The following is a 26601-nucleotide window of genomic DNA, read 5'->3' on the forward strand; positions in this document are numbered from 1 at the left end:
GGGCTGCTGCCAGTGAAGCTTGATTCGATGTACCAGGACGTCATCCTGGACCACTACAAGCACCCGCACGGGCGCGGTCTGCGTGATGGCGACGCCGAGGTGCACCACGTCAATCCGACCTGCGGCGACGAGATCACCCTGCGCGTCAAGTACGACGGGGAGCGGATCGAGGACATCAGCTACGAGGGCCAGGGCTGCTCCATCAGCCAGGCCTCGGCCTCCGTGCTGAACGAGCTGCTCGTCGGCAAGGAGCTGGCCGAGGCGCAGAAGATCCAGGGCGTCTTCCTGGAGCTGATGCAGTCCAAGGGCCGCATCGAGCCGGACGACGCGATGGAGGAGATCCTGGAGGACGCGGTCGCGTTCGCCGGAGTCTCGAAGTACCCGGCCCGGGTGAAGTGCGCGCTGCTCAGCTGGATGGCGTGGAAGGACGCGACGGCCCAGGCCTTCGCGGAGGAGGCGAAGACCGCATGAGCGAGACCGTTGAGATGAAGCCGGCCTCGGAGGAAGAACTCCGTGAGGCTCTGATGGATGTCGTCGACCCCGAGTTGGGCATCGACGTCGTCAACCTCGGCCTGATCTACGGCATCCACGTCGACGACGCGAACATCGCCACCGTCGACATGACGCTGACGTCCGCGGCCTGCCCGCTGACCGACGTCATCGAGGACCAGGCCAAGTCGGCTACGGACGGCCTCGTCAGCGAGCTCCGTATCAACTGGGTCTGGATGCCGCCGTGGGGCCCGGACAAGATCACGGACGACGGCCGGGAGCAGCTTCGGGCGCTGGGCTTCAACGTCTGAGCCGATCTGCATTCTCGGTAGTCATGGCGGTCGTGCCCGCCGGTCGTAATCCGGCCGGCGGGCACGACCGTTCTGGCCCGAACCCGCCGAACTGCTGCACTGTCAGTGAACTGGTGCGCTACCGGCGCGTGGGGCGCTGCGCCGGGCGCGCGTGAGGCTGCGGGCCGACGATCAAGTGGCGCGTTCGCGTCAATGACGGCCGGTGGCCGACCAGTTGAGCGAGCTGGCCATGCGGGACCTCCGTCTGGCCGTCGCTACCCCACTGAGGGCACGTCAGCAGCGTCAGGCGCGCCTGGGCTAAGTGGAGCAATCTTCGCATTACGGTGCATTCGCACTTTCCCCTCATTCGGGGTCCGTCAAGCGATACGGAGTGCTCCATGCGCCTGCCCGCTGCCTTGGCACTGACCGTCCTGGTGTTCGCCGCCATGCCCCAGCCCCTCGCCGAGGCCGACTACGCATCGGTCTGCGCCGCGCCGACCCGCACGATCAGCGGCGGATCCTCCGACCTGATCAGCGTCGCAGCGGGGGAGACCGTGCTGCTGACCAACGGCGAATACACCGGCGGCCTGGCCGCGCTCCCCGCAGGGGCCGTCCTGTGCGTGGACGACAGCGCGTCCTTCGCACCCGCCTGGGCCAACAGTCCCGCAGGGACCCTGGCGGTCCAGGGCACCGCGACGCTCGGCTTCATCCCCGTTGCGAGCGGCTTCACCCTCGAGAACGCGGGCACCACCCAGACCGCGGGCTTCAACGCGGCAGGCACCCTGACGGTGAACAACGAGCCCGGAGCGACCCTGAACTACGACAACGGCCTCTCGCTCCGCGACGGCAGCCTGCTCCACAACGAGGGCACCGTCACCACGGGGTCGATCAGCGTGTCGTCCGACAGCACGGTCACCAACGACGGCTCGCTGACCACGGGCGTCCTCACCCTCAGCGGAACGGTCAGCAACCGCGGCACCCTCACGATCCAGGGGCCCATCAACGAAACCAGCTCCACCGCGGTGGTGGACAACCAGTGCCTCATGGACATCGACGGAAGCTGGGGAAACGTAGGCACCGTCACCAACAGCGGCGTCATCACTCTGACCGACTGGCTCGGCAATATCGAGTCCGGCAGCATCCGGCAGACCGCCGCCGGAGTGATCAGCGGCTCAAGTTTCGACAACGACAGCACGGTTACCGGCTTCGGCGGATTCCGGTTCACCGGGCAGACGGAGACCTCCGGCACCTTCGCCGGGGACTCCAGCAGTGACCCCATCCGCTTCTACGACACGACCCCTGTCACCGGCGGCATCTTCGACTACTACTCCGGCACCGTGGAGAACGTGGTCCGAGCCGAGGTGACCGTCGACCCGGACCATGTGCCGGCGGGCTGCGTCAGCTCGCAGCCGGAGAACACCGCCGATCTGTCCGTCACCAAGCAAGGCCCCGCCGAGGTCGCCGCAGGGGGCCAGGTCACCTATGTCGTCACGGTGTCCAACTCCGGCCCGGACACCGCCACCGCGGTCACCGTCCACGACAACCTGCCTGCGGAGCTCACCGATGTCACCGCCTCGGACGGCGGCACCGTCTCCGGTACCACCGTCACGTGGGACGTCGGGGACCTCGCGGCAGGCGACTCCATCCAGCTCACGGTCACCGGCACGGCCCCGGAGTCCGGCACTCTCACCGACACCGTCTCCGGCACCACCACCGCCACCGACCCCGATCCCGCCAACAACAACGGGACTTCGGACGCGGCCCGGGTCACCACCGTCGTCACGCCGAGCAGCCCGAACCGTCCTCCCGTCGTCGACGACGTCACGGTCAGCACCGTCGAGAACACGCCCGTCTCCGGGAACGTACCGGTCAGCGATCCGGACGGCGACGCGCTGACGGTCAGCCTCTCCAGCCCGCCCGCGAACGGCACGGTGACGGTCGACGACGACGGTCACTTCGTCTACACCCCGAACGACGGCTTCACCGGCACCGACACCTTCACCGTCACCGCCTGCGACAACGGCACACCACAGCTGTGCGACACCGGCACGGTCACCATCCACGTCACCGGGAGCTCACCGTCGCCCTCGCCGTCGCCCTCGCCCTCGACTCCCAGTCCCACCGGCACTCCCACCGCCACGGCCGGTCCGACCCTCACGGCGAGTCCCACCCACACGGCCGGTACGCCCCTGCCGACCAACCGGCCACCCCACCAAGGCGGTTCCGGCAAGGAACGCGACTCCTTGCCCGCCACAGGGGCCGACTTCCCGGCTGCCCTTTTCGCCGTACTGCTGCTGGCGGGGTGTGGTGTGGCCGTACTGATCACAGCGCGCCGCATGCGCAAGGGCTGACCCGGCGCGTTGCGCTGTGGGGGCGGCCGAAGCAGGTGACACTGCGGGCATGGCCGTTTCTCTGTACCACATCGCCGTCGACACGCACGATCTGCCGTCGCTGGCCCGCTTCTGGTGCCAAGTTCTGGACTGGCGCGTGCTCTTCGAGGCCGACGACGAGATCGTCATCGGCGCCGACGAGCACGCGATGCCCGGGATGTGCTTCCTCCCCGTCCCCGAGACCAAGACCGTGAAGAACCGGCTGCACATCGACCTCGCCCCCGACGACCAGGCCGCCGAGGTCGACCGCATCATCGCGCTCGGTGCGCGCCAGGTGGACGTCGGCCAGGGCGAGGGCGTCACGTGGGTGGTGCTCGCAGATCCCGAGGGCAACGAGTTCTGCGTCCTGCGGCCGAAGAAGTCGCTGATCGACTGAAGCCCGGGGGATCGCGCCGCGAGCGGCTACGCCGACGGGGGCGTGGCCGCGGCTGCGGCCAGTGTGTCGGCCAGGCCCTCCTTGCGGATGCGCTGGTCGACGTAGAGCAGGGTGGTGACCAGCGGGAGGAAGACCGCCGTCAGCACCTGCACCAGAAGGCTCACCACCAGGGACAGCACCAGATACACGCCCATGTGGGGCAGGAAGTCCGAGAGTTGTGGTGACGGGTCGGCGGGCGAGTACGGTGCGGCCGCGGGCTCGGCGAGCGTGAGGGGCACCTGCACCACGAGCGATGCGACCACCACCATCAGGCCGCCGAGCAGTGTGATCCCGAATATCCGCCACCACGCGCCCCGCACGAGCCGTGCCGAGCGGCGCAGCGCCGTCACCGGGCCCGCCGACTCCAGTACGGCCGCGGCAGGGGCGAAACCGAAGAGGACGTACAGCCAGATCGCGAGCGGCACGGTCAGCAGGAAGAGCAGGAAGAAAGGGCCGGCCGCCAGAGCCGGGCCGGACGACATCGACAGCGCGGCGATGAACAGGCCGACGCTCGCGGCGACGATCAGCGCCGACGGCACCAGCGCGATCAGGGTCAGCAGCAGCATGATGCCGAGCACCGCCGGTGTGCGGGACAGCGCGTGCCGGGCGACGGCTCTGACAGTCGTACGACGGCCCAGCACCGCCTCGCGGAGCGTGGCCGCGCACGACGCCTGGACGAAGGCCGTGACCGCGAGCGCCCCCATCAGACCGACGGCCCAGGCCACGCCGAACGCCGTCAGGATCGGGCGGACATCATCCCACTCCACGTGCGCGTCCGGCGCGTAGACGGCGTCGAGTTGGTCCTTCACGGCCGCGTAGGCCAGCGCGAGCAAGCCCGCCATCAGGACCGTCAGCGCGGCGTACGCCGCCAGGGCGGAACCGAGGAGCGGCTTGGCGTAGCGCCGAAGGGTCGCGAACACGCCGCCGAAGAGGGCTTCGATGCCGAGGGGAGCCAGTGGGATGACGCCCGGCTTCGGCGGGGGCGGCGGCACCCATCCGGCGCCCCAGCCCCCAGGTGGGCCCCAGCCCCCGGGCGGGCCGTAGCCCATGGGTCCGCCGTATCCCGGGGGGCCGCCGGGGCCGGCGGGTCCGCCCGAGTTCGAGGGACCTGAAGAGTCAGCCGGGTTGCTGCCGCCCGGCCGCGGTATGTCCGCCATGGTTGTCTTCCACGCTCCGTATCACCGCCGGACCGCTGCCCGGCCCGGGCGTCCGTATCCCGTGGCCCCCACGTGATCGCGACGACGATAACCGGTGTGCGCGCGGCCTCGGCTCAAGGGAACGCAAACCTCTCGTATGTACGGGCGTACGCAACGATGTGTACACTCGTACGCATGGGATACGCACTGCTCGCGGGAGCCATATTGGCCGAGGTGGCCGGCACCACGGCGATGAAGTACAGCGAGGGGTTCAGCAGGCTCTGGCCCTCGCTCGGCACCGCGGCCGGGTACCTGGTCGCCTTCGCCCTGCTGGCGCAGACGCTCAAGACGGTCGAGGTCGGCACGGCGTATGCCATCTGGGCCGGGATCGGCACCGCGGTCATCGCCGCGATCGGCATGGTGTTCCTCGGCGAGACCATGACCGCGGTCAAGGTGGCGGGCATCGCGCTCGTCATCGCGGGAGTCGTGCTGCTCAACCTCGGCGGTGCCCACTGATGGCCGCCCGGCGGTACGACCCCGAGCGGCGGCAGCGCATCATCGACGCCGCGATCCGGGTGGTCGGCGACAAGGGCATCGCCGGGCTCAGCCACCGGTCCGTCGCGGCCGAGGCCGATGTGCCGCTCGGCTCCACCACCTACCACTTCAAGACGCTGGACGAGCTCATGGTCGCCGCCCTGCGCCAGGCCAACGAGGGCTTCGTCAAGGTGGTGCGGAGCCGGGGCGCACTGGAGGACCGCCGCACCGACCTCGCCGGTGAACTCGCCGGGCTCATGGGGGAGTGGCTCGCGGGCGAGCGCACCGGTGTCGAGCTCGAGTACGAGCTGTATCTCGCCGCCCTACGCCGCCCGGCACTGCGACCCGTGGCCGCCGAGTGGTGCCAGGACCTCGCCGACCTGATCGCCGACCGCACGGACCCGGTCACGGCGCGGGCGCTCGTCGCGCTGATGGACGGCATCTGCCTGCAGGTGCTGCTGACGGGCGGCGAGTACGACGAGGCGTATGCGCGGGAGATGCTGGCGCGGCTCATCCTCTGACGGCAGTGGGGGGCCGCCGCGACACCGGCGGTGCCGTCACCCCGCCCGCAGGGGAGCGCCGGCCGAACCGTACGTGTCGGTACCGGCGATCACCGTGTACGCGCCCCCGCGCCCGGCACCTGAGACGACGGCTTCACCGGTTCGCCTCCCCGGCCCCCCGCCGGTTAGGTTTCTGGCATGACCGACACGACTGCTACTGCACCTCGCACCACCGGCGCCGTCGCCGCCGGCCTTGCCACCGTCACCGCCGACGGCACCGTCCTCGACACCTGGTTCCCCGCGCCCGAGCTGTCCGACGAGCCCGGCCCGGCCGGCACGGAGCGGCTGAGCGCCGAGCGCGCCGTGGAGCTGCTCGGTGAGGGCGCCGCCAAGGCCATCGGCCCCGATGCCCGCCGCGGCGTCGAGGTCGTCGCCGTCCGTACGGTCATCGCGTCCCTCGACGACAAGCCGCTGGACGCCCACGACGTGTACCTGCGTCTGCACCTGCTCTCCCACCGCTTGGTGAAGCCGCACGGCCAGAGCCTGGACGGCATCTTCGGCTTCCTCGCCAACGTCGCATGGACCTCGCTCGGCCCGGTCGCCGTGGACGACCTGGAGAAGGTCCGGCTGAACGCCCGCGCCGAGGGCCTGCACCTCCAGGTGACCAGCGTCGACAAGTTCCCGCGCATGACGGACTACGTCGCGCCGAAGGGCGTCCGTATCGCCGACGCCGACCGGGTGCGGCTCGGTGCGCACCTCGCCGAGGGCACCACGGTGATGCACGAGGGCTTCGTGAACTTCAACGCGGGCACGCTCGGCACGTCGATGGTCGAGGGCCGTATCTCGGCAGGAGTCGTCGTCGGCGACGGCTCCGACATCGGCGGCGGCGCCTCCACCATGGGCACCCTGTCCGGCGGCGGCAACGTGGTCATCTCCATCGGCGAGCGCTGCCTCATCGGCGCCGAGGCGGGCGTCGGCATCGCGCTCGGCGACGAGTGCGTGGTCGAGGCCGGTCTCTACGTCACCGCGGGCACCCGCGTGACCATGCCCGACGGCGAGATCGTCAAGGCCCGCGAGCTGTCCGGCGCCTCCAACATCCTCTTCCGCCGCAACTCGGTGACGGGCGCCGTCGAGGCCCGCCCGAACAACGCGGTGTGGGGCGGCCTCAACGACGTGCTCCACAGCCACAACTGAGCCTGGAACGGGGTCCTCACTCGGCGCGTTCACGCGCCCGACGCCGCTTCGGCCGGGGGAGGACCCGGTCCAGGACCGCGAGCACGGCCAGTGCCGCCACAAAGACCAGCACGAGGACCGAGAAGATCTGCAAGGGGCCGTCCCCGGCTATCGCCTGGTAGCCGAACCACACGACCCCGACGCAGTTGAGGAGGCCCCGGAGAAGTCTGCGCAGACGCTGATCCATGCGGGGCCAACTCCCTGGTACGGACACGGCTGGCAGCTCCAGCTCGGGCAAAGTGTAAACACGCGGGCCAGGCAGCGGCTTTCGGCCTGGACCCGCCCGCGGAGGCCTGTTTTCCCTGCGGGCGGCCCGCACCGGCATCCGGTGCGGGCCGCCCGCTTGTTTTTTTCCTGGACACAGGCATAGCGGCGGGCCGCCGCAGACGTCACCCAGGACAGCAAGGCCAGTCGAGGAAGACCCAGGGACAACAAGAGAAGGTGACGATGGATGCCGAGGTCCAGGAAGACTTCCGGGAGTTCGTGGCGAACAGGTCGTCCGCGCTGCTGAAGACCGCCGTTCTGCTGAGCGGCGGCGACCGGCACGCAGGTGAGGATCTGCTGCAGAACGCGCTGATCAAGGCCGCGGGACGCTGGCACCGCATCGACGAGCCCGAGGCGTACGTACGGCAGATCCTCTACCGGCAGCAGGTGAGCCGCTGGCGGCTGAAGTGGCCGCGGCGCGAACTCAGCGTGCCCGAACTGCCGGAGAGCCGGGCGCACCACGGCGCCGACCACGGGCCCGGCGAGGCCGACCTGCGCATCGTCATGCGCGCCGCGCTGGCCCGGCTCACCGCCCGCCAGCGCACCGTCCTCGTCCTGCGCTATTTCGAGGACCTGCCGGAGGCCGACGTGGCCCGCCTCCTCGGCTGCTCGGTCGGCACGGTCCGCTCCACCACACACCGCTCCCTCGCCCGGCTGCGGGACCTCGCCCCCGAACTGGCCGTACTCGGCCCCGCAGACGCCGTACAGCAGCCGTCCCGTGACTTCTCGCCCGTGGAGGTGCGTCCGTGAACGTCGAAGAGCTGGTACGTGACTCGCTGCGCGAACAGGCCGCCGAACAGCCGCCGCCTGGACCGGACTTCGCCGACCGGGTGCTGACGGCCCGACGGCGCCGCCGGACCCGGGGGCTCGCGTGCGCCGCCGCGGCCACCGCCGCCGTGGTCGCCGTCGCCGTGGCGGTGCCGCTGCTGGATGCCGGCAAGGACGACGTACGCCTCGCGAGCGAGATGAACGAGAGCGACATCATCGCCCACCCGGACCAGACGCCACCGCGCGACCTGATCGCCGCGGGGAACGTCGCCCTGGCCGCGTACTACACCTCGAGCCTCGTCGAGCAGACGGACGACCGCGGCGTCGCCATGCGCACGTACTCGCTTCTGGACCAGAAGACCGGCAAGTACGTGAAGACCACCAAGTGGTCCTACATCGCTGTCGCTCCCGGTATGCGGACCGCCGCCGTCCTGGAGCAGGACCTGCCCGCCAAGCGGATCGGCCTCCTCGACCTGCTCACCGGCGAGGTCGAGCGCTGGATCCCGGTCGACCACGGTGTCGGCGGGGTCGAGTTCTCGTCCGACGGCAGCAAGCTCGTCGCGACGACGTACGACAAGAACCCCGACCTGCGGTACAGGGCGGACTACGACAGCGACGGCGACGGCAAGAAGAACGACTGGATGCCGCAGTACGGTCAGTCGGACCGGACCGGCTTCTCCGTCATCGACGTGGACTCCGGCAAGGGCTCCTGGAGCCAGGTCACCTACAACAGCCAAGACCTCAACGTCCGCCAGGACTTCGCCTTCAGCCACGACGGCAAGCTGGTGTACTCCGGGATCACGACGGCTCCCCACGAGCAGTACTACGATTTCTCGGGCAAGGAGGTCGCCAAGCCCGCCGACGAGAAGCACCTGCGCTGGTGGGTCGACGCGAGGCTGTCCCCGGACGGCAAGCTCGCCGCGGGCGACTTCGCGGGCGGCAACAAGACGACCGCCTCCGAGATCATCGACCCCTACACCGGCAAGCGGATCTACAAGGTGCACGGGCAGCAGCTGCTCGCCTGGGCCGACGACAAGCGGCTCATCGCCTGGGACATCACGCCGGGCACGAACGAGTTCCACAATCGGCTCGTGCTCGTCACGATCGGCAGCGACAAGGTCGTATCGCTGAGCGGTTTCCGCAAGGGGAACGACGGCGCGGCCGGGCGCTGGACGCCCGTCTTCGCCGAACGCTGATCAGGCGGCCGTCAGCCGCTCGTACGCAGCCACCAGCCCGTCGGTCGCCTCGCGGCCGGCGGGCCTCAGCGGTGCCCGCACCGGGCCCGAGGGCAGCCCGAGCGCCCCGAGCAGCGCCTTCGCCGTGACCGTGCCCGGCAGCCCGGACGCCATCATCGACTCGACGAGCGGGATCGCCTGTCGCTGCCGCAGCGCGGCGCCCGCGGTGTCACCCGCGTCGTACGCGTCGAGGATCCCGCGCAGCCGGCGCGGCACGACGTTGGCGACCGTCGACACATAGCCCGCGCCGCCCACCGCGTACAGCGGCAGGATGAACTCCTCGCAGCCCGTGTAGTACGCGAGGTCCGTGCGCGCGAGGACCTTCTGGGTGCCCAGCAGGTCGTAGGCGCAGTCCTTCACGGCGGCGATCCGCGGATGCTCCGCGAGCCGCAGCATCGTGTCCGGCTCGATCCGGGTGCCGGTACGGCCGGGGATGTCATAGAGCATCAGCGGCAGCCCGGAGGCGTCCGCGATCTCCCGGAAATGCGCCTCGACCGCGTCCTGGGGCGGCCTGCTGTAGTACGGCGTGACGACCAGCAGACCGTCCGCGCCCGCCTTCTCCGCCTCCAGGGCGAGCTCGGCCGTGTGCCGGGTGTCGGAGCTGCCGACGCCCGCGACGACCGTCGCCCGGTCGCCGACCGCCTCGGCCACGGCGCGTACGAGGGCCGACTTCTCGGCGTCGCTGGTGGTGGGCGACTCACCTGTTGTCCCGGACAGCACCAGCCCGTCGCAGCCGTCGGCCACCAGCCGCTCGGCCAGCTGCCCGGCCCCCTCCAGGTCCAGGGCACCGGAGTCGGTGAACGGCGTGATCATGGCGCAGAGGGCGCGGCCGAACGGAGCGGCAGGCCGTGAGGTGGTCATGCCTGCAGTATCGGCAAGCCTGTCAGTGAAGCTCTACTTAATTCTCCTAAGCGGTAAACGTAAGGAGCGCTACGAGATGCTCGCGTGAGGCCCTGGTGTCGTCGGGTGTACCCGAGCTGATCGCGGAGGCCGCGCTGCCGCAGGCGAGGCTGGACCTGTTCCAGAGCCGGCCGGCGGACCGGGCGCCATGGAGCAGGGGTAGCGCGGCCGTCGGCGGGTACCCGGTCCTCCCAGACGGAGGGAGGCGGGACATGACCGCGGTCACGGATCAACGTCGTGCGGAACACTCGGTGGGAGAACTGGTGAGCCGGGCGACCGCACAGCTCTCCACGCTCGTGCGGCAGGAGATGCGGCTCGCCACCGCGGAGCTCGCCTACAAGGGCAAGCGGGCCGGGCGGGGCGGGGGGCTGCTCGGCGCGGCCGGCGCCCTCGCCTATGTCGGGGTGATGGCCCTCGCCGCCACGGCCGCCGCCGCCCTCTCCCTGGCGCTGCCGGTGTGGGCGAGCGCGCTCATCATCGCCGGGGTGCTCTTCGTCATCGCCGGCGTACTGGCCCTGATCGGCCGCGGCCAGCTCCGCGGTGCGGCTCCGCCGCTGCCCGAGCGGGCGATGCACAGCGTCAGGGCCGATGTCGAGGAGCTCAAGGAAAGGGCGCACCGATGACAGAGGGCATGAGGGCCGGGGCCGGCGCCAAGGGGCCCGACGAACTGCGCCGGCAGATCGAGGAGACCCGCGCGGAACTCGGCGCGACAGTCGAGGAATTGGCGGCCAAGACGGACCTGAAGAGCCGCGCCCGGCACAAGGCCGCGCAGATGCGCGGCCGGATGAGTGAACGGGCGACGCAGGTGAAGGGGCGGATGCGAGGGCGCGCCGGGCACGCCGAAGTAGCGCCGCAGGGGTACGCCGCCGAGGCAGGCGGGGCAGGCGCAGGCGCGGCGGGCGAGCGGGCCGAGGGTGCCGAGGTCCGGACTCACGAGACGGCCACGCGCGCGATGCACCTTGCCCGGCCCACCGCGCCCGAGCCGATGCGTCGCGCCACGAGCGCCGCGGTCCGGGCCGGGCGGCGCCACCCGCAGGCGCTGCTGATCGCCGGCACCGGGGCGGCCTCGGCCGTCGCGGGGGGAGTGCTGTGGCACCGCAGCGGCGCCGGTCAGGTGGTCAGGACCCCGCTGGGCCGCCACCTCATCCGGAGCAACCTGCGTCACGTCCCGGGCGACCTGCGTCGAAGTGCGCATGTGCCGAGCGGCCTGCGCCACAGCCGTGGTCGCCTGCTCCCCAGCGGCCTGGGCGGCACACGTCTGACGGGCGGCCGCTGGGGCCGCCGCAGGGGCCGCGGCCACCAGGTGGTCGAGATGCTGAGCCGAGGGCGGGTGACGGTGCCGTAGCGGGCTGAACGCCACGGCCTGCTGAACCGGCGGTCTGCCGGCGGATGGGACTCCGTCGGCAGACCGCTCTTTCCTGCGCTTGGGGCCCTCTCCTCGCCGTCCGCCACTCCGACAATCTCAATCGTCTGGACAAAAATAGTTTTCGGTGGGAGCGTGGACGCATGCTGGACGTGACCGTGATCGAGGACCCCGCGGCGGCAGCCGTGTCGCTCGACCCCATCCGGGGCCGCCTGCTGGCCGAGCTGGCGGCCGGCCCTGCCTCAGCCGCGATGCTGGCCCCGCGGGTCGGGCTGCCGCGGCAGAAGGTGAACTATCACCTCAAGGCGCTGGAGCGGCACGGCCTCGTCGAGCTGGCCGGAGAGCGCCGCAAGGGCAATGTCACCGAGCGGCTGATGCGGGCGACCGCCGCGTCGTACGTCATCTCGCCGCTCGCCCTGGGGGCGGTGCAGCCCGATCCGGACCGCGCCCGCGACCAGCTGTCGGCCCGCTGGCTGCTCGCGCTCGCCGCCCGTCTGGTGCGGGACGTCGGGTCGCTCATCACGGGCGCCGCGAAGGCCCGCAAGCGGCTTGCCACGTACGCCCTGGACGGCGAGGTGCGCTTCGCCACCGCCGCCGACCGCGCCGCGTTCATCGAGGAGCTGACCCAGGGCGTCGGAGCCCTGATCCGCAAGTACCACGACGGGACCGCGGAGGGCGGCCGCGATCACCGGATCGTCATCGGCGTGCACCCCACCGTCAAGGACGGGAGCGCTGACGACGCGCGGCCCTCAGACGCACGGTCCCCGGCCCTCCGCCCCGAGGACGGGGCGGACGCCGCCTCGCCCGCACTCGCACTCCCTCCGCATCCGCAGACCCACTGATCCACTGAGCCACGGGAGCCACCACCATGTCCAAGGAATTCGAGATCGCCCGGGAATTCGAGGTCGACGCCAGTCCCGAGCAGGTCTGGGACGCCATCACCACCGGTACCGGCGGCTGGCTGTGGCCCAGCGAGTTCGAGCCCCGCGAGGGCGGGGCCGGGCCCTTCGGCAGCACCATCGTCAACTGGGATCCGCCGCACCGGTTCACCGTCCGCAGCGAGGACGTCGGCTTCCCGACCCAGTCGCTCAACCAGCTCGACCACACCATCGAGCCCCGCGACGAGGGCAGGCATGCCTGGGTGCGGTATGTGCACAGCGGGATCTTCACCGACGACTGGGACAACCAGTACGACGGCGCCTCCAAGCACACCGACTTCTATCTGCGCACCCTGCGCGAGTATGTGACGCACTTCGCCGGTCGTCCCGTCGCGTTCGCCACCTTCAACGGGCCCGATGCGTCCACGGCCGCCGACGCGTTCACCACGGTCGGGCAGGCGCTCGGCCTCGCGGACGACACCGCCGAGGGAGCGCGCATCCAGGCCCGGGGGCCGGAGGGCCGCCTCATCGACGCCGTGGTCGACTTCCGCAACCCGTACTTCATCGGGCTGCGCACCGACCAGGCGCTGATCCGCTTCTTCGGCCGCAATCACTGGGGCGCACCGGTCGGCATCAGCATCCACGACTTCGCGCCGGACGCCGACGCGAAGCGCGACGAACTCGCCTGGCAGGACTGGCTGAACGGAGTGTTCAGCGCCTGACCTCACCCCTCGGCACGCCTGAGCCCGGCCCTCCGACGAAGGCCGGGCTCGGTCACGCACGGGAGCCACGAGCGGTTGTTGCGCACGACGGACGACGGCGGACACGGCGGAACAGACAGCGACCGAGGGGGATCCGAACGGGACAGGTGCCGTGGACATGGCGGCCCGCGTTCGCTCTCTACGCGCGTCAATCTCTTGTGTCGCCAAGGGACTTGTCAAGGGGCGACCCGGGTGACGAACCCTGACCGGAACATGAACCGCGGCGGCGCGTGGCTTGATCTCGTTCCGGCCCGGGCGGCGGGGCGCTCCACGAGGGCGGACGGGCAGGCGGCACGCGGTCATATCGGTCTAGGCTGACCCGGTCGGACCTTCGCGGACCGGCCGCCCCACACGTCCCGAGGAGAACCAGCCGATGTCCGTAAGCCCCTCCACGCTGCCGCCGGTGCGGCTGCACTCCGAAGCGGAGCTGGCGAGGGACGCCCTCGCCGCGCCGCTGCTCTCCCGCGCCGTGCGGCTCGCCCGCTGGGCGGGACCGGACACCCGCGTCGGGGCGGGCGGGGAGCTCGTGGACGAACAGCTCCCGGTCGCCGCGGCGGAGCTGGGCCTCGCGGACGACGAGGACGGAGCGGCGTTTGCGAGCGAGGCGTGGCGCGTCGCCGTCGACACCGGCCTGGTCGAGATCACGGACGAGGAGGAGGGCACCGTCGCCCGCGGCGAGAACCTCGGCCTCATCACCTCCGGCGGCCCCCGCGACATCCTCGGCCTCTGGCTCGACGCGCTGGAGACCGTGCTGGCCGACGCGGCCGTGCCCGACCTCGACGATCTCGTCGAGGCCATCGAGGAAGACGGACAGATCGACTTCGAGCAGCTGGACTGGGACCCGGAGGCGGAGGCCGAATTCCTCGACGGGGTGCTCGGCAACCTCTACGTGCTGAGCGTCAGCGAGGACGGGCCCGGCGAGGAGCCCGTGCCGCTGCCCGCGCTCGCCGCGTCGATGATCGTGCCCGACGGGATGGGGCAGCCCTCCAACGACGTCCTCGAGCAGGTCTCGGACGCCATGATGCGGCTCGACGACCAGTTCCGGATGCTCGAACCCGTCGGTCTCGTGGAGTTCCAGCCGGTCGACGAGACCCTGCTGGCCGACGAAGGGGCCGGCGACGAGCCGGGCGCACCCGCCGACGACATCGACGTCACGCGGTACGGAATGGTGAGGCTCACCCCGCTCGGCCTCTACGGCATGCGCGCGCGCATGCAGGAGGCGGGCCTCGACGTGCCCGCCGTCGGTGACCTCGCGGACAGGAACGCCGACGGCCTGCTCGACGGCACCGCCGGATTCCCGCAGGTCGCGGCGCACGCCGAGATCGAACAGTGGCTCGCACGGCGTGAACCGCTCGCCGCGGCCGAGGAGTTGCTCGGCGCCGCACGGGGCGGCGACGTAGGAGCGCCGCTGCGGCGGCTGCGCTGCCAGCAGGCGCTGTCGCTGGTCGGTGGCGCGGCCGAGCCCGCGCTGCGTGCCGTACTCGACGACGCCGAGCTCGGCGGACTCGCGCGCGTCTGGCTCACCGAGCACGGTGCGGGCGACGTGCCGCCGCCGTCCGAGGCCATGATCTTCTGGCTGACGATCGACACGCTTGCCGCGCAGCTTGCCGCCGAGGGCAACTCGACGGAGCTCCAGGCTCTGGTGGAGGGCCTGGCGCAGCAGCACAGCGGCTTCTTCGACACGGCGTGGCGCGTCGACCATCCCGGTACGGCCGATGTGCTCGAGGCGATGGGGCGGCTGCATCCCGACAGGAAGGTGGCGAAGGAAGCGCGCAAGGCGGCGTTCAAGGCGCGGTCGGCGCACGGGGGGTGACGGGCGCCTCCGGCCGGTGGTGGGTTCGCCACCTGCCGGTGGGTGGGTCGGGGCCGCGCCGGGATGTACTCCCCCAGTGCCTTAAGGGCCTGGGAGGTACCCCCAGCGGGCGCACATCCCGGCACGTCCCCTTCGGCCGGACGGCGGCTGCGGGCTGTCCCTACCGTTGTGGGCAGGCGATCCGCAGGGCTGGGGGCACCTCCCAGCGGTAGCTGGGGGAGGGTGGGCACAACCCACGACGACGGGTGCCGTGGACAGTACCCGCACCCCCAGGGGGGTGGGCCCGGTCCACGGAAGGACGTCTCCTGAGGCCGGAGAAGTCGGGCGGAGTTCAACTGGCGTTTGAGCGCGCGCGGCACTGTGACCCCCGCACACAGTCCCGCCGCGCCACCCCCCCGACATCGCCAGCCAGCCGAACGCGCCCTCAGGCCTCAGGAGAAATCATGTCGCTCACCCGCAGGGACTTCGCCAGACGATCCGCGATCACCGGTGCCGGTGTCGCGCTGGTCGGCAGCGTCGGAGCCTTCGCCACCGCGCCCGGCGCCCTCGCCAGCCAGGACACGGAGCCCGTGGACGGCGCGGACCTCGAGGACACCGCCGACGCCGTCGACGGCGTCGGCTACGGCCCTCTCGTCGACGACCCGCAGGGCATCCTCGCCCTCCCCGCCGGCTTCTCCTACCGCATCGTCACCTACAGCGGCAGGACCAAGCTGGAGTCCGGCGAGTACACCCCGTCCAACCACGACGGCACCGCCACCTTCGCGGGCCCGCGCGGCACGACGCTGCTCGTCAACAACCACGAGCTGAAGGGCCCGCGCGCCAACTGGCCGTACCCGGTGCCGCTCACCGACGGCCTCGTCTACGACCCGGCCGCGTCCGGCGGCTGCACCGTCGTCGAGGTGCGCCCCGGCGGCGGGGTCGCGGAGTGGGTCGGCATCGCCGGCACCTCCACCAACTGCGCGGGCGGCGCCACCCCTTGGGGTACCTGGCTCACCTGCGAGGAGACCGAGGACAAGGCCGGCTCGGGCGGCATGACCAAGGACCACGGCTACGTCTTCGAGGTCGACCCGAGCGACGCCCGCGCCAACCACGACCCGAAGCCCATCAAGGCCCTCGGCCGCTACGCCCACGAGGCCGTCGTCGTCGACCCCAAGCGCGGCCACCTCTACCTCACCGAGGACGCCGCGAGCCCCAACGGCCTGCTCTACCGCTGGACCCCGCCGGCCGGCTTCGAGCACGGCCGCGGCAAGCTGCGCACCCTCGCCGACGACGCCGGCGTGCTGCAGGCCCCCAAGTGCTACGACTCCGGCGGCCGCTTCGTCGACGACCTCTCCCGCGCCACGAAGATCGGCACGGTGTACGGCGTGGACTGGATCGACGTACCCGACCGCGACGCGAAGACCGTCTCCGTGCGCAAGCAGTTCGCGGCCGGTGAGGTCACCCGCGCCCGCAAGCTCGAGGGCATGTGGTGGGGCGACGGCGGCGCGTACATCGTCTCCTCGTACGCCCGTGCGGAGAGCCCCGTCCAGCACGACGGCCAGGTCTGGTTCTACGACCCCAAGCGCCGCACCCTCACGCTGAAGGTGCTCCTCGGTGTCAACCCCGACCCGTCCGTCGACGGCGCCTTCGACGGCCCCGACAACATCACGGTCTCGCCGTACGGCGGCCTCGTCATCGCCGAGGACGGCGAGGGCATCCAGCACCTCTTCGGCGCGACCGAAAGCGGCCGTACGTACCCCATCGCGCGCAACGAGATGAACCTCGGCACCGAGGCGGAGCCGGAGTACAGCGAGTTCACCGGTGTCACCTTCTCGCCCGACGGCAAGACCCTGTACGCGAACATCCAGACGCCGGGAATCATGCTGGCGATCACAGGGCCGTGGAAGCGGCAGAAGCGCGGCTGAATTCACGGAGATTAATTCGTTGGCCCGGCCCGCGGTACGCCTCCTAGAGTGATGCACGTCCAGGTGCGAAGGCAGGACCTACTTCCACTCTAAATGGGGCGGCCGCGGGTTCGAGTCCCGCCACCGGTACCACGCGCCGGTGTAGCTCAGAGGGCAGAGCACCTTGTCGGTTCCGCCGGCCTCGACCTCTGGACACCACAACTTCATGCACCTTCCGGTGCGCAGGCTGCGGCTACTTCTTCTCGAAAAAGAATCCCATGCCGCCGCCGATTCGATCTCGGGAGGCGCAGCAAATGGTGGGTGCCCGGTGCGCAGGCAACGGTTACTTCTTGGGGATCGGAATGTTGCGGGTTCGAGTCCCGTCATCGACTTCGGGTCGGTGTAGCTCAATTGGTAGAGCATCTGAACAGTCCGTCGCCGACTCCTGACCTCGGGCACCCTCCTTTTGTCGCGCCTCCCTCCGAAAGACGAATGAATTCGGGGGAATTCACATGGCGCGTTTCAACAACAGGTTCGCCAAGCCGCAGGGGACCTCGCCGGTCCGTACGACCGGTCGGCGGACCCGCACCCACGAGGGCGGCCCCGGCCACCTCCGGGACCCGCGCTCCGAGCTCTTTCTGCTCTCGGTGGCCAACTTCGTGTCGCAGCAGACCTTCTACGAGAGCGGCGAAGCCCGCGACGACCGGTTCGCCGCGCTCGTCCGGCAGCTCGCCGTCGAGGACCCGGAGTGGACCGCGGACCTGCTCGGCTGGCTGCGCGGCGAGGGCAACATGCGGACCGCCTCGCTCGTCGGCGCCGCCGAGTACGTCAAGGCGCGCCTCGACGCAGGAGCGACCCACGGCCCCGCGAACCGCCAGGTCGTCGCGTCCGTACTGCAGCGCCCCGACGAGCCGGGTGAGCTCCTCGCGTACTGGACCGCGACCCACGGCCGCAATGTGCCCAAGCCCGTCAAGCGCGGCGTCGCCGACGCCGTTCGCCGCCTGTACGGCGGCAAGTCGCTGCTGAAGTACGACACCGTGTCCAAGGGCTACCGCTTCGGCGACATCCTCAATCTGGTGCACGCCGCGCCCGACCCGGACAAGCCGTGGCAGGGCGAGCTCTTCCAGTACGCCCTGGACCGTCGGCACCACCCGGACACCGCCGTCCCGCCCGCGTCGAGCCGTGTGCTCACCGCGCACCGGGAGCTCATGTCGCTGCCCGTCGCCGAGCGGCGCGCGGTCGTCACCGGGCCCGGCGGCGTCGGGCGGCTCGCCGAGGCGGGCATCACCTGGGAGGCGCTCGCGGGCTGGCTGCAGGGGCCGATGGACAAGGCGGCCTGGGAGGCCGTGATTCCGTCCATGGGCGCGATGGCCCTGGTCCGCAACCTGAGGAACTTCGACGAGGCGGGGGTCTCGGACGAGGTCGCGGCGCAGGTCGCCATCGAGATCTCCGACCCGGAGGCCGTGGCGCGCTCGCGGCAGTTCCCCTTCCGCTACCTCGCCGCGTACCGGCACGCTCCCTCGCTGCGCTGGGCGTACCCGCTGGAGAAGGCGCTCGGCCACTCGCTGGCGAACGTCCCGGCGCTGCCCGGCCGGACGCTGATCCTGGTCGACCGCTCGGGGTCGATGTTCTTCTCGCGGATGTCCGACCGCTCGGAGCTCAGCCGTGCCGACGCGGCGGCGGTCTTCGGCGCGGCGCTCGCGATGCGGGCCGCGCACGCCGACCTGGTGGAGTTCGGCACCGGCAGCGCACAGGTGCCCTTCCGCAAGGGCGAGTCCGTGCTGAAGGTCCTGGGGCGCTTCGGCGACCTCGGCGGCACGAACACCACCGAGGCGGTACGCCGGCACTACAGGCGGCACGACCGCGTGCTGATCGTCACCGACGAGCAGGCCACGTACCACGGGGCGGGCGACCCGACCGAGCAGGTCCCGGCGCACGTCCCGGTGTACACCTGGAACCTCGCCGGGTACCGGGCGGGCCACGGCGCGTCCGGCACCGGCAACCGGCACGTGTTCGGGGGACTGTCGGACGCGGCGTTCCGGATGGTGCCGCTGCTCGAGGCGTCGCGGGACGCGCGCTGGCCGTGGCTGGACTGAGCGGCCTCGGCCGGCCGTGGAACGGCCCGGAGCCGGGCCCCGGCATACGTGGCCACCACCGTAAACCTGGCGCGCTGCAGTCCCCGGCGCGCATACTGCGACTGATGACAAAGCCACCAGGTACGCGACGCCACCTCCCCACCAGCCCCTTCAATGTTCCGCCAGCACCGGCCGAGCCCATCGAGCAGTTCGCTGTGGGCGACCGGGTCTCACATGATCAGTACGGACTCGGAAGGGTCAACGGAGTCGAGGGCGATCACGCCGTACTCGTCGATTTCGCGGGCCGCCAGGGGAGGTTTCTGAGTCCCTTTGCCAAGCTCGTCAAGCTCTGACAGGCCCTGAGGCCCTGAGGCCCTGAGGCCCTGAGGCCCTGAGGCCCTGAGACCCAGCGGCCCGACGGGCTGGAGTCCCTCGGGCCGTCCACGGGACACAGGTGGAGCCGGGCGGCGGGCTGGCACGTCCGTCGATGCCCGTCCCGCCCGCGCCCCCCTGCCAGCCGGTGGCCCGCAGCGCTACAGAGCCTGCGCCGCCGGCTTCACCATGCCCCGGACCGTGCGCGACTTCACGAAGTCGCCCAGCGCGGTCATCTCCCACTCGCCGGAGAACTGGCGGATCAGCTTGGCCATCATCACGCCGGTCTGCGGCTCGGCGTTCGTCAGGTCGAAGCGGACGAGCTCCTCGCCGGTCGCCGCGTCGAGGAGGCGGCAGTACGCCTTGGCGACCTCGGTGAACTTCTGGCCGGAGAACGAGTTGACCGTGAAGACCAGGCCCGTCACGTCCTGGGGCAGCCGGCCCAGGTCGACCACGATCACCTCGTCGTCCCCGCCGCCCTCGCCGGTGAGGTTGTCGCCGGAGTGCTTGATCGCGCCGTTCACGATCGACAGCTTGCCGAAGTAGCAGCTGTCGACGTGGTTGCGCTGCGGGCCGTACGCGATGACCGAGGCGTCGAGGTCGATGTCCTTGCCGCGGTAGGCGGGCTCCCAGCCGAGGCCCATCTTGACCTGCGACAGCAGCGGGCGGCCGCCCTTGACCAGGGACACCGTCTGGTTCTTCTGCAGGCTGACGCGGCCCTTGTCGAGGTTGATCTTCCCGGCGCCGGGCGCGGGGGCGGCGGGCGCCGCGGCCGGGGGAGCGGCGGGGACCGGCGGGGCCGCGACGCGCGGGTCCACCGGGGGCGCGGGCGGCGCCACCGGCGGTGCAGGCGGCGTCTGGACCGGGGCCGCCGGGGCCGGGGCCTGGGCGGGCTCCTCCTCGACCGTCACCCCGAAGTCAGTCGCGATACCGGCCAGGCCGTTCGCATACCCCTGGCCCACCGCGCGGGCCTTCCACGCGCCGTTGCGCAGATAGATCTCGACGATCACCAGTGCTGTCTCCGTGCCGAGCTGCGGCGGGGTGAACGTCGCGAGGACCGAGCCGTCGTCGGCGTTGCGGATGGTGGCCGTGGGCTCGATGCCCTGGAACGTCTGTCCTGCCGCGTCCGGGCTCGCCGTCACGACGATCTTCTCGATGCCCGGGGGGACGGCCGCCGTGTCCACCGTGATCGCGTCCGGCGCGGTGCCGCCGCCCGATCGGTAGGTGACACCGGGACCTGCGGGCTGGTTGTAGAAGATGAAGTCCTCGTCGGACCGCACCTTGCCGTCGGCGGTGAGCAGCAGGCCCGATACGTCGAGCCGCACCGGGGCGGTGACGTCGACCGCCACGCGGGGGGCGGTGAGAGGGATGTTCGAGCCTGGGGTCATAGCTGTCATGCCTGGGATAACGAGCGGGTCCGCTTTACCGTTCCCTTACCTCGGGGGTTATTGGCGGTTCTTTCCCCCACCCCGCCCCTTCCCGTAACCATGGGGCTGCGTCCCCTGGACCCCCGTTGATCGGCGGCTGCGCCGCCTCGTCCTCAATCGCCGGACGGGCTGAAAATTCAGCCCGTCCGGCGATTGAGGACCGGGGTCTGGGGCGGAGCCCCAGTTACGGGAAGGGGCGGGGTGGGGGAAAGAATCTCACGGCACCACCACGATCTTTCGCCCCACGCCTGAAGCGAACTGCTCCAGTGCCCGCGGATACTCTGCCAGCGGCACCCGGTCGCTGATGAAGACCTCCGGGTCCAGCACGCCGCCGGCGAAGAGGTCCGCCGCCCGTTCGAAGCTGTGCAGTACCGCCATCGAACCGGTGATGGTGATCTCCTGGTTGTAGATCCGGTACGGGTCGATCGTGACGCGCGTCGCGTAGTCGGCGACCCCGAACTGCAGGAACGTCCCCGCCTTCGCCACCCGGCCCAGGCCGTCCTGGATCGCCGCCGCGTTGCCGGTCGCGTCGACGACGACGTCCCAGCCCTGGGGGCGGTCCAGCTCGTCGGCGTCTCCGGCGGAACCGGAGACGCCGAGCCGTCGCGCGGTCTCCAGGCGGTCCGCGTTGATGTCGACCACGTCGACGCTCGCCGCGCCCGTCCGCTTGGCGAGCTCCAGCATCATCAGGCCCATGGTCCCGGAGCCGTAGATCAGCACGTGGGCGCCGAGCCGGGACCGCAGCACGTCGTAGCCGCGTACCGCGCAGGACAGCGACCGGAGCGGGTACGTAGCCGATCTTTCCCTTGACCGGGGAGCCGGAGGCCTCCAGTGAACCGGTCGCGGCCGTGGAGTCGTACCACATGGCGGTCGGACTGGGTGACGTTGTTCAGGCACTCCGCGTACCCGGACTGCGCGGCGCCCGCCTCGCCGTGCTTGCGTACCAGGTCGACATAGAACTTCGTCGCCTTCTTGAACTCGGGGGAGTCCAGGCGCGCCGTCCAGTCCTTGTCGAACCAGGTGCCGCCCATGGTGTTGACCACGGTGGTCAGCGGTGCCAGCGCCTCGCCCCAGCCGGGCAGTCCGCGCAGGCAGATGCCCTTCATGTCCTTCTCCTTGGCGTCCACCTGGGCCGCCAGATCCGCCACCTGCTGCCAGGTCGGCTTCTCGGGCATGGTCAGGTGGTCCTTGGCGTGGAGTCGCCGCCGTCGGAACGGCTTGGTCGGCACTGGTTGCGCATGTCGGCTCCTGGGTGTGCGTGTTGCGTGTCGGCTGCAGGATTGTGCACGTGGACGACTGGATTTATGGCGATATAACGGGTGTCAGTGGGTGCGGTGAACTACGTCCGGCGCGGTCCGGTACGCAGACGGGGGTGAGTCAGACTCGGATGACCTGCGGCCCTTGCAGGGAGTAGCGATGGGCGTCGGACAGGGGCAGTCGGGTGGACGTGACGATGGCCTCGAGGTCGCCGACCGACGCGAAACGGCAGAAGCTGACAGCGCCGAACTTGGTGTGGACCCCGGTGAAGACCGTGCGCCGAGAGGCGCGCATGGCCTGCGCCTTCACCTCGCTGACCGCGGGATCGGGCGTGGTCAGACCGTGTTCGCGGGTGATGCCGTTCGCCCCGATGTACGCCAGGTCGATCACGAATCCGGCGAGCATCCGGGTCGTCCAGTGGTCGACGGTCGCGAGCGTCCCGGCGCGCACCCGGCCGCCGAGCAGCAGCACGGTGGTGTTCTCGGCCTCGGCGAGCGCGCCCGCGGTCGCCAGTGACGCGGTGACCACGGTCAGCGGCCGGTCGCGGGGCAGCGCCTCGGCGATCAGCTGAGGCGTGAACCCCTCGTCGATGAAGACCGTCTCGGCGTCCCCGAGCAGCTCGGCCGCGGCGGCCGCGATCCGGCGCTTCTCGGGTACGTGCATGGTGGTGCGGAAGGCGAGGGTCGTCTCGAATCCCGCGCTCTCCACGGGATAGGCGCCACCGTGCGTACGGCGCACCAGACCGTGGTCCTCCAGCACGCGCAGATCGCGGCGGACCGTCTCCCTGGCCACGCCCAGGTCGGCGGCGAGTGTGGCGACGTCGACGGAGCCCGCCCGGCGTGCCGCCCGGACAATTGCGCGCTGACGCTCCTCGGCCGTCATGGTCACCACACCCCCTTGCACTTCCCGCACGGGCTGCCCGTTCGGGCTCCGGAGAACCCGTTCGGGCTCTGTGGGGAAGTTCTACAGCGGGGGGAAGGTGGTGACCAGGCTCGTTGCAGAGCCGATACCGCCCGTTTGTGCCCGTTCGAGAGGGGGTGTGCCCGCGGCGGACCAGGCAGGGAGAGCGGGTGCGAGTGGATTCGGGCGCTTCACATGCCCGAACAGCGCGCCGGGCGAGCCCGTTTGGTGCCCGCCCGCGGGTTCGCCGGTGTCCGTCGGCGTCGGTGCGCTGGTGCCGGCAGCGTCAGACGTGTCAGTACGGCCAGATCGGCGGGTTCGTGCAGAAGTGACCGCCCAGGTGGGCATGGTCCGGGTTGTCCAAGTCGAGTTCGCCCTGTTCCGCGATGAGCTTCTCGGCGTACTGCTCGGAGTCGTCCTGCGGGTCGTAGCCCAGAGCGCGGGCCGTCGACAGGTCCCACCACAGGCGGGTGTTGGCGGACGAGCCGTAGACGACGGTGTGCCCGACGTTCTCGGCGGTCAGCGCGGCGTGGAAGAGGCGGGCGCCGTCGCCCGGCGACATCCAGAGCGAGAGCATGCGGACGTTCGTCGGCTCCATGAAGCAGGAGCCGATGCGCACAGAGACGGTCTCCAGACCGTGCTTGTCCCAGTAGAGCTGGGCGAGGTCCTCGCCGAAGGACTTCGACAGGCCGTAGAAGGTGTCGGGGCGGCGCGGCGTGTCGATGGGGATCAGGGGGTCCTCGCCCTGGGGGCGCGGGGTGAAGCCGACCGCGTGGTTGGAGGAGGCGAAGACGATCCTGCGGACGCCCTCCTCGCGCGCGGCCTCGTAGAGGTTGTACGTGCCCTCGATGTTCGCCTTGAGGATCTTGTCGAAGGATGCTTCCAGGGAGATGCCCGCGAGATGGATGATCGCATCGACCCCGCGCACGGCCTCGCGCAGCGCGTCCCTGTCTGCGAGGTCGGCGGCGATCGCGTCCGGCTCGCCCTCGATCGGCACCATGTCGAACAGGCGCAGCTCGTAGCCGTAGGCGGGCAGCAGCCCCCGCATCAGGGTGCCGAGGCCGCCGGCGGCGCCGGTGAGCAGGACGGTGCGGGGAGCGGGCATGCGGGTCTCCTCGGGGCAAGGCCGCCCTGGACGACCTTGTGCATGTACAGAATTCACATCCTTGGAAACGCTAGGGATCAGCCAATGGTGCAGTCAAGTGTCCGCCGGGTGCTCCGGAGTGTTCCGCCGGCGTTCCGTGAACGGCGGAAATTCCCTTCTATAGAGCGGTTTTGCCCGCTTGACCGGCCCCTGAAGGCCGCCTTAGCTTGAGCGGGTTCAGAAATATAGACGTTGATCAGAAACGTGCACGCCGGTCGGGATCAGCGACGCCCAAGGGAGAGCCCGTGACGCCAGCCCGACTCGCCGCTCGGCTCCGCAACCCCAGTGGACCGCTGTTCTTCCCTGTCACCGCCTACGGCCCCGACGGCTCCCTCAACCTCGACGCCTACCGTGCCCATGTCCGCCGCGGTGTGGAGGCGGGCGCGGCCGCCGTCTTCGCCTGCTGCGGCACCGGCGAGTTCCACGCGCTCACGCCGGAGGAGTTCCAGGCCTGCGTCGCCGCGGCCGTCGAGGAGGCGGCGGGCCGCGTTCCCGTGGTCGCCGGCGCCGGATACGGCACCGCGCTCGCCGTGCGGTACGCGAAGCTCGCCGAGGAAGCCGGGGCCGACGGACTGCTCGCCATGCCCCCGTACCTCGTGATCGCCGGGCAGGACGGGCTGGTGCGGCACTACACGCAGCTCGCCGACGCGACCTCGCTGGACATCATCGTCTACCAGCGGGACAACGCCGTGTTCACGCCGGAGACCGTGGTCGAGCTCGCCCGGCACCCCCGGATCGTCGGCCTCAAGGACGGCGTCGGAGACCTCGACCTGGTGCAGCGCATCATCAGCGCCGTGCGCCAGGAGCTGCCCGGCCAGGAGTTCCTGTACTTCAACGGCCTGCCGACGGCGGAACTCACCGGCCTCGCCTACCGCGGCATCGGCGTCACGCTCTACTCCTCGGCCGTCTTCTGCTTCGCGCCCGAGATCGCGCTCGCCTTCCACAAGGCGCTGAACTCCGGCGACGACGCCACCGCGGGCCGCCTCATCGACGGCTTCTACCGACCCCTCGTCGAGCTGCGCAACCAGGGCCGCGGATACGCTGTCTCGCTGGTCAAGGCGGGCGTCAGGCTGCGCGGCCTCGACGTGGGCGAGGTACGGCCGCCGCTGCACGAGCCCGCCCAGGACCACATCGAGCGCCTGGCCGGGCTGATCGAGCGCGGTTACGCCCTGCTGGAGGAGACGCATGAAGGACGGGCGGTCTGAACCCATGGATGACGGTCTGAACGCATGAAAGATGGTCTGAGCGCATGAACGATGGTCTGAAGACCTCCGTGTTCGTCTATCCCTGGGACGTCGTCGGGGATCCGGACGCCGCGGCCCGTATCGCGGACCTCGGCGTCCGGCAGGTGACCCTCGCGTCCGCCTATCACTCCACGCGCGCGTTGACCCCGCGTCATCCGCGCCACCGCATCGTGACCGCCGAGCACGCCGCCGTGCTGTACCCGCCGTCCCCCGAGCGGTGGGAAGGGCGGAGTCTGCGGCCGTACCCCGCCGGTGACTGGGCACCCGGTGACGCCTTCGCAGAGGCCGCCGGGGCCCTGGCCGCAGCGGGCCTCGACGTGCACACCTGGGTCGTGCTCGCGCACAACTCCCGTCTGGGCGCCGAGCATCCGGCCACCTCCGTGGTCAATGCCTACGGCGACCGCTATCCCTGGGCGCCGTGCATCGCGCAGCCCGCCACGCGCGCGTACCTGATCGACCTGGCGGCCGAGGCGGCGGTACGGCCCGGCGCGCGCGGCACCGAGCTGGAGTCGCTGGGCTGGTACGGGCTCGCACACCTGCACGCCCACGACAAGATCGCGGGCGTCGGTCTCGGCGACGCCGAGCAGTACCTGATGTCGCTCTGCTTCTGCCCGTCCTGCCGTGACGGCTACACGCGACAGGGGCTCGACCCCGAGGATCTGGCTGCCACCGTCCGGGGCGCCCTGGAGCCCGTATGGCGGGGCGCGCCTTCGGAGGGCGGCTGGCCGGCCATCGAGAAACTCCTCGGCGCCGAAACGGCGGCCGCCACGCGCGCGTGGCGCGACGAAACGGCCCGCACGCTTCAGGAGGCCGCGGTCTCGGCGGTACGCACGGCCGCCGCCGCGTCCCGTACGGACGGCTCGGACGGCTTCCAGGTGCTGCTGCACGCGGACCCCGTCTCGTACCACTGCGGAGCGAACGCGGGCGTCGATCCCGCGCACATCCTGTCCGTGGCCGACGGTGTGGTGGTGCCCTGCACGGGCGGCACGGGTCTGCTGGCGCCCTTCGCCGAGCACCGCGGGGAGCGCGGCGTCCTCGCGGCCAACTTCACGATCGTCTCGGGCATGGGCGGCAGCCCGGCCACCCTGGCGGCCGACGCGGCCCGCGCGGCCGACTCGGGCGCGACGGAGCTGCGGCTGTACCACGCCGGGCTGGCATCGGACGGGGATCTGGAGGCGGTACGGGGGGCGCTGGCCGCGCTGGCGTAAGGCCCGGTCATCGTGGGTCTGAGGCGTGGGCCGCGGGATCGGAAAAGTGCCTTGGCCGTCGGCGATGAGTTCTGGGTCCACGGGGGGTCTCATTGAGGTGAGAGGCCAGGATCAGCGAGGAG

The 26601-nt window shown here is 71.0% G+C and carries 25 protein-coding genes and 2 pseudogenes; 19 read left to right on the forward strand and 8 right to left on the reverse strand.

Annotated features, from left to right (window positions below; all coding sequences use genetic code 11):
- Window positions 1-12: 12 nt before the first annotated feature.
- From sufU to ACWD4J_RS02845, 4 genes are all read left to right on the forward strand, one after another.
- Entirely contained in the window at window positions 13-471 is a 459-nt protein-coding gene (gene sufU / locus ACWD4J_RS02830; protein WP_351296297.1) for a Fe-S cluster assembly sulfur transfer protein SufU, read from the forward strand.
- Window positions 468-800, forward strand: coding sequence for a metal-sulfur cluster assembly factor (locus tag ACWD4J_RS02835; RefSeq protein WP_030403776.1), 333 nt, complete (start codon window positions 468-470; stop codon window positions 798-800). Before sufU ends, ACWD4J_RS02835 begins: the two co-directional genes overlap by 4 nt.
- A gap of 377 nt (window positions 801-1177) precedes the next feature.
- Window positions 1178-3130, forward strand: coding sequence for an Ig-like domain-containing protein (locus tag ACWD4J_RS02840; RefSeq protein WP_451393448.1), 1953 nt, complete (start codon window positions 1178-1180; stop codon window positions 3128-3130).
- Window positions 3131-3179: 49 nt separating this feature from the next.
- On the forward strand, window positions 3180-3545 hold the full coding sequence (locus ACWD4J_RS02845) for a VOC family protein (RefSeq protein WP_451393449.1): 366 nt from the start codon (window positions 3180-3182) through the stop codon (window positions 3543-3545).
- Between the two features lie 26 nt (window positions 3546-3571).
- Here the strand turns inward: ACWD4J_RS02845 and ACWD4J_RS02850 are convergent, their stop codons facing one another.
- Window positions 3572-4633: a DUF7847 domain-containing protein gene (locus ACWD4J_RS02850; protein ID WP_451393450.1), complete on the reverse strand. Its 1062-nt coding sequence runs from the start codon at window positions 4631-4633 to the stop codon at window positions 3572-3574.
- Between the two features lie 282 nt (window positions 4634-4915).
- Here ACWD4J_RS02850 and ACWD4J_RS02855 point away from each other — a divergent pair, with 282 nt between their 5' ends.
- From ACWD4J_RS02855 to dapD, 3 genes are all read left to right on the forward strand, one after another.
- On the forward strand, window positions 4916-5236 hold the full coding sequence (locus ACWD4J_RS02855; protein WP_451393451.1) for a DMT family transporter: 321 nt from the start codon (window positions 4916-4918) through the stop codon (window positions 5234-5236).
- Entirely contained in the window at window positions 5236-5775 is a 540-nt protein-coding gene (locus tag ACWD4J_RS02860) for a TetR/AcrR family transcriptional regulator (protein ID WP_451393452.1), read from the forward strand. The genes ACWD4J_RS02855 and ACWD4J_RS02860 overlap by 1 nt, the downstream gene beginning before the upstream one ends.
- 177 nt (window positions 5776-5952) lie before the next feature.
- Window positions 5953-6948, forward strand: coding sequence for a 2,3,4,5-tetrahydropyridine-2,6-dicarboxylate N-succinyltransferase (gene dapD / locus ACWD4J_RS02865; RefSeq protein WP_451393453.1), 996 nt, complete (start codon window positions 5953-5955; stop codon window positions 6946-6948).
- A gap of 16 nt (window positions 6949-6964) precedes the next feature.
- On the opposite strand, the gene ACWD4J_RS02870 is transcribed toward dapD, so the two are convergent.
- Window positions 6965-7174 (reverse strand): hypothetical protein, encoded by a 210-nt coding sequence (locus tag ACWD4J_RS02870; RefSeq protein WP_451393454.1) that lies wholly within the window; start codon window positions 7172-7174, stop codon window positions 6965-6967.
- A gap of 260 nt (window positions 7175-7434) precedes the next feature.
- Here ACWD4J_RS02870 and ACWD4J_RS02875 point away from each other — a divergent pair, with 260 nt between their 5' ends.
- Together ACWD4J_RS02875 and ACWD4J_RS02880 are read left to right on the forward strand one after the other, a co-directional pair.
- The gene (locus ACWD4J_RS02875; RefSeq protein WP_451393455.1) at window positions 7435-8001 is read left to right on the forward strand and encodes a SigE family RNA polymerase sigma factor; all 567 of its coding nucleotides are present in this window, start codon (window positions 7435-7437) and stop codon (window positions 7999-8001) included.
- Window positions 7998-9215, forward strand: coding sequence for a WD40 repeat domain-containing protein (locus ACWD4J_RS02880; RefSeq protein WP_451393456.1), 1218 nt, complete (start codon window positions 7998-8000; stop codon window positions 9213-9215). Before ACWD4J_RS02875 ends, ACWD4J_RS02880 begins: the two co-directional genes overlap by 4 nt.
- Here ACWD4J_RS02880 and dapA read toward each other — a convergent pair whose 3' ends face one another.
- Window positions 9216-10115 (reverse strand): 4-hydroxy-tetrahydrodipicolinate synthase, encoded by a 900-nt coding sequence (dapA, locus tag ACWD4J_RS02885; protein ID WP_451393457.1) that lies wholly within the window; start codon window positions 10113-10115, stop codon window positions 9216-9218.
- Window positions 10116-10366: 251 nt separating this feature from the next.
- Here dapA and ACWD4J_RS02890 point away from each other — a divergent pair, with 251 nt between their 5' ends.
- The 8 genes from ACWD4J_RS02890 to ACWD4J_RS02925 all read left to right on the forward strand — a co-directional run bounded on the left by ACWD4J_RS02890 (window position 10367) and on the right by ACWD4J_RS02925 (window position 19280).
- Window positions 10367-10777 (forward strand): phage holin family protein, encoded by a 411-nt coding sequence (locus ACWD4J_RS02890; RefSeq protein ID WP_451393458.1) that lies wholly within the window; start codon window positions 10367-10369, stop codon window positions 10775-10777.
- Window positions 10774-11499, forward strand: a complete 726-nt coding sequence (locus tag ACWD4J_RS02895) for a DUF3618 domain-containing protein (RefSeq protein ID WP_451393459.1) — start codon at window positions 10774-10776, stop codon at window positions 11497-11499. Before ACWD4J_RS02890 ends, ACWD4J_RS02895 begins: the two co-directional genes overlap by 4 nt.
- 161 nt (window positions 11500-11660) lie before the next feature.
- The gene (locus ACWD4J_RS02900) at window positions 11661-12359 is read left to right on the forward strand and encodes an ArsR/SmtB family transcription factor (RefSeq protein ID WP_451393460.1); all 699 of its coding nucleotides are present in this window, start codon (window positions 11661-11663) and stop codon (window positions 12357-12359) included.
- A 26-nt stretch (window positions 12360-12385) separates the two neighbouring features.
- Window positions 12386-13117, forward strand: coding sequence for an SRPBCC family protein (locus tag ACWD4J_RS02905; RefSeq protein ID WP_451393461.1), 732 nt, complete (start codon window positions 12386-12388; stop codon window positions 13115-13117).
- A 412-nt stretch (window positions 13118-13529) separates the two neighbouring features.
- Window positions 13530-14969, forward strand: a complete 1440-nt coding sequence (locus tag ACWD4J_RS02910) for a hypothetical protein (RefSeq protein WP_451393462.1) — start codon at window positions 13530-13532, stop codon at window positions 14967-14969.
- Window positions 14970-15412: 443 nt separating this feature from the next.
- Window positions 15413-16873 carry an alkaline phosphatase PhoX gene (locus ACWD4J_RS02915; protein ID WP_451393463.1) on the forward strand — a complete coding sequence of 487 codons (1461 nt, stop codon included), beginning with the start codon at window positions 15413-15415 and terminating at the stop codon, window positions 16871-16873.
- Between the two features lie 491 nt (window positions 16874-17364).
- Window positions 17365-18948, forward strand: a complete 1584-nt coding sequence (locus ACWD4J_RS02920; protein ID WP_451393464.1) for a TROVE domain-containing protein — start codon at window positions 17365-17367, stop codon at window positions 18946-18948.
- A gap of 104 nt (window positions 18949-19052) precedes the next feature.
- Complete coding sequence (locus ACWD4J_RS02925; protein WP_451393465.1) at window positions 19053-19280, forward strand: hypothetical protein; 228 nt, start codon at window positions 19053-19055, stop codon at window positions 19278-19280.
- 180 nt (window positions 19281-19460) lie between these two features.
- Here ACWD4J_RS02925 and ACWD4J_RS02930 read toward each other — a convergent pair whose 3' ends face one another.
- The 5 genes and pseudogenes from ACWD4J_RS02930 to ACWD4J_RS02950 all read right to left on the reverse strand — a co-directional run bounded on the left by ACWD4J_RS02930 (window position 19461) and on the right by ACWD4J_RS02950 (window position 23988).
- A complete protein-coding gene (locus ACWD4J_RS02930; protein ID WP_451393621.1) occupies window positions 19461-20687 on the reverse strand; it encodes a TerD family protein in 1227 nt (408 codons plus the stop codon).
- Window positions 20688-20942: 255 nt separating this feature from the next.
- A pseudogene (locus ACWD4J_RS02935) lies at window positions 20943-21509 on the reverse strand (zinc-binding dehydrogenase); the annotation flags it as partial.
- A pseudogene (locus tag ACWD4J_RS02940) lies at window positions 21502-21910 on the reverse strand (extracellular solute-binding protein); the annotation flags it as partial. The pseudogenes ACWD4J_RS02940 and ACWD4J_RS02935, both read right to left, overlap by 8 nt.
- 193 nt (window positions 21911-22103) lie before the next feature.
- The gene (locus tag ACWD4J_RS02945) at window positions 22104-22865 is read right to left on the reverse strand and encodes a DeoR/GlpR family DNA-binding transcription regulator (RefSeq protein WP_451393622.1); all 762 of its coding nucleotides are present in this window, start codon (window positions 22863-22865) and stop codon (window positions 22104-22106) included.
- A 313-nt stretch (window positions 22866-23178) separates the two neighbouring features.
- Window positions 23179-23988: an NAD-dependent epimerase/dehydratase family protein gene (locus tag ACWD4J_RS02950; RefSeq protein WP_451393466.1), complete on the reverse strand. Its 810-nt coding sequence runs from the start codon at window positions 23986-23988 to the stop codon at window positions 23179-23181.
- A 284-nt stretch (window positions 23989-24272) separates the two neighbouring features.
- Here ACWD4J_RS02950 and ACWD4J_RS02955 point away from each other — a divergent pair, with 284 nt between their 5' ends.
- Together ACWD4J_RS02955 and ACWD4J_RS02960 are read left to right on the forward strand one after the other, a co-directional pair.
- Window positions 24273-25232 carry a 5-dehydro-4-deoxyglucarate dehydratase gene (locus ACWD4J_RS02955; RefSeq protein ID WP_451393467.1) on the forward strand — a complete coding sequence of 320 codons (960 nt, stop codon included), beginning with the start codon at window positions 24273-24275 and terminating at the stop codon, window positions 25230-25232.
- Window positions 25233-25288: 56 nt separating this feature from the next.
- Window positions 25289-26479: a hypothetical protein gene (locus ACWD4J_RS02960; protein ID WP_451393623.1), complete on the forward strand. Its 1191-nt coding sequence runs from the start codon at window positions 25289-25291 to the stop codon at window positions 26477-26479.
- Window positions 26480-26601 lie beyond the last annotated feature (122 nt).

The sequence above is a fragment of the Streptomyces sp. NPDC002577 genome (assembly GCF_053594815.1).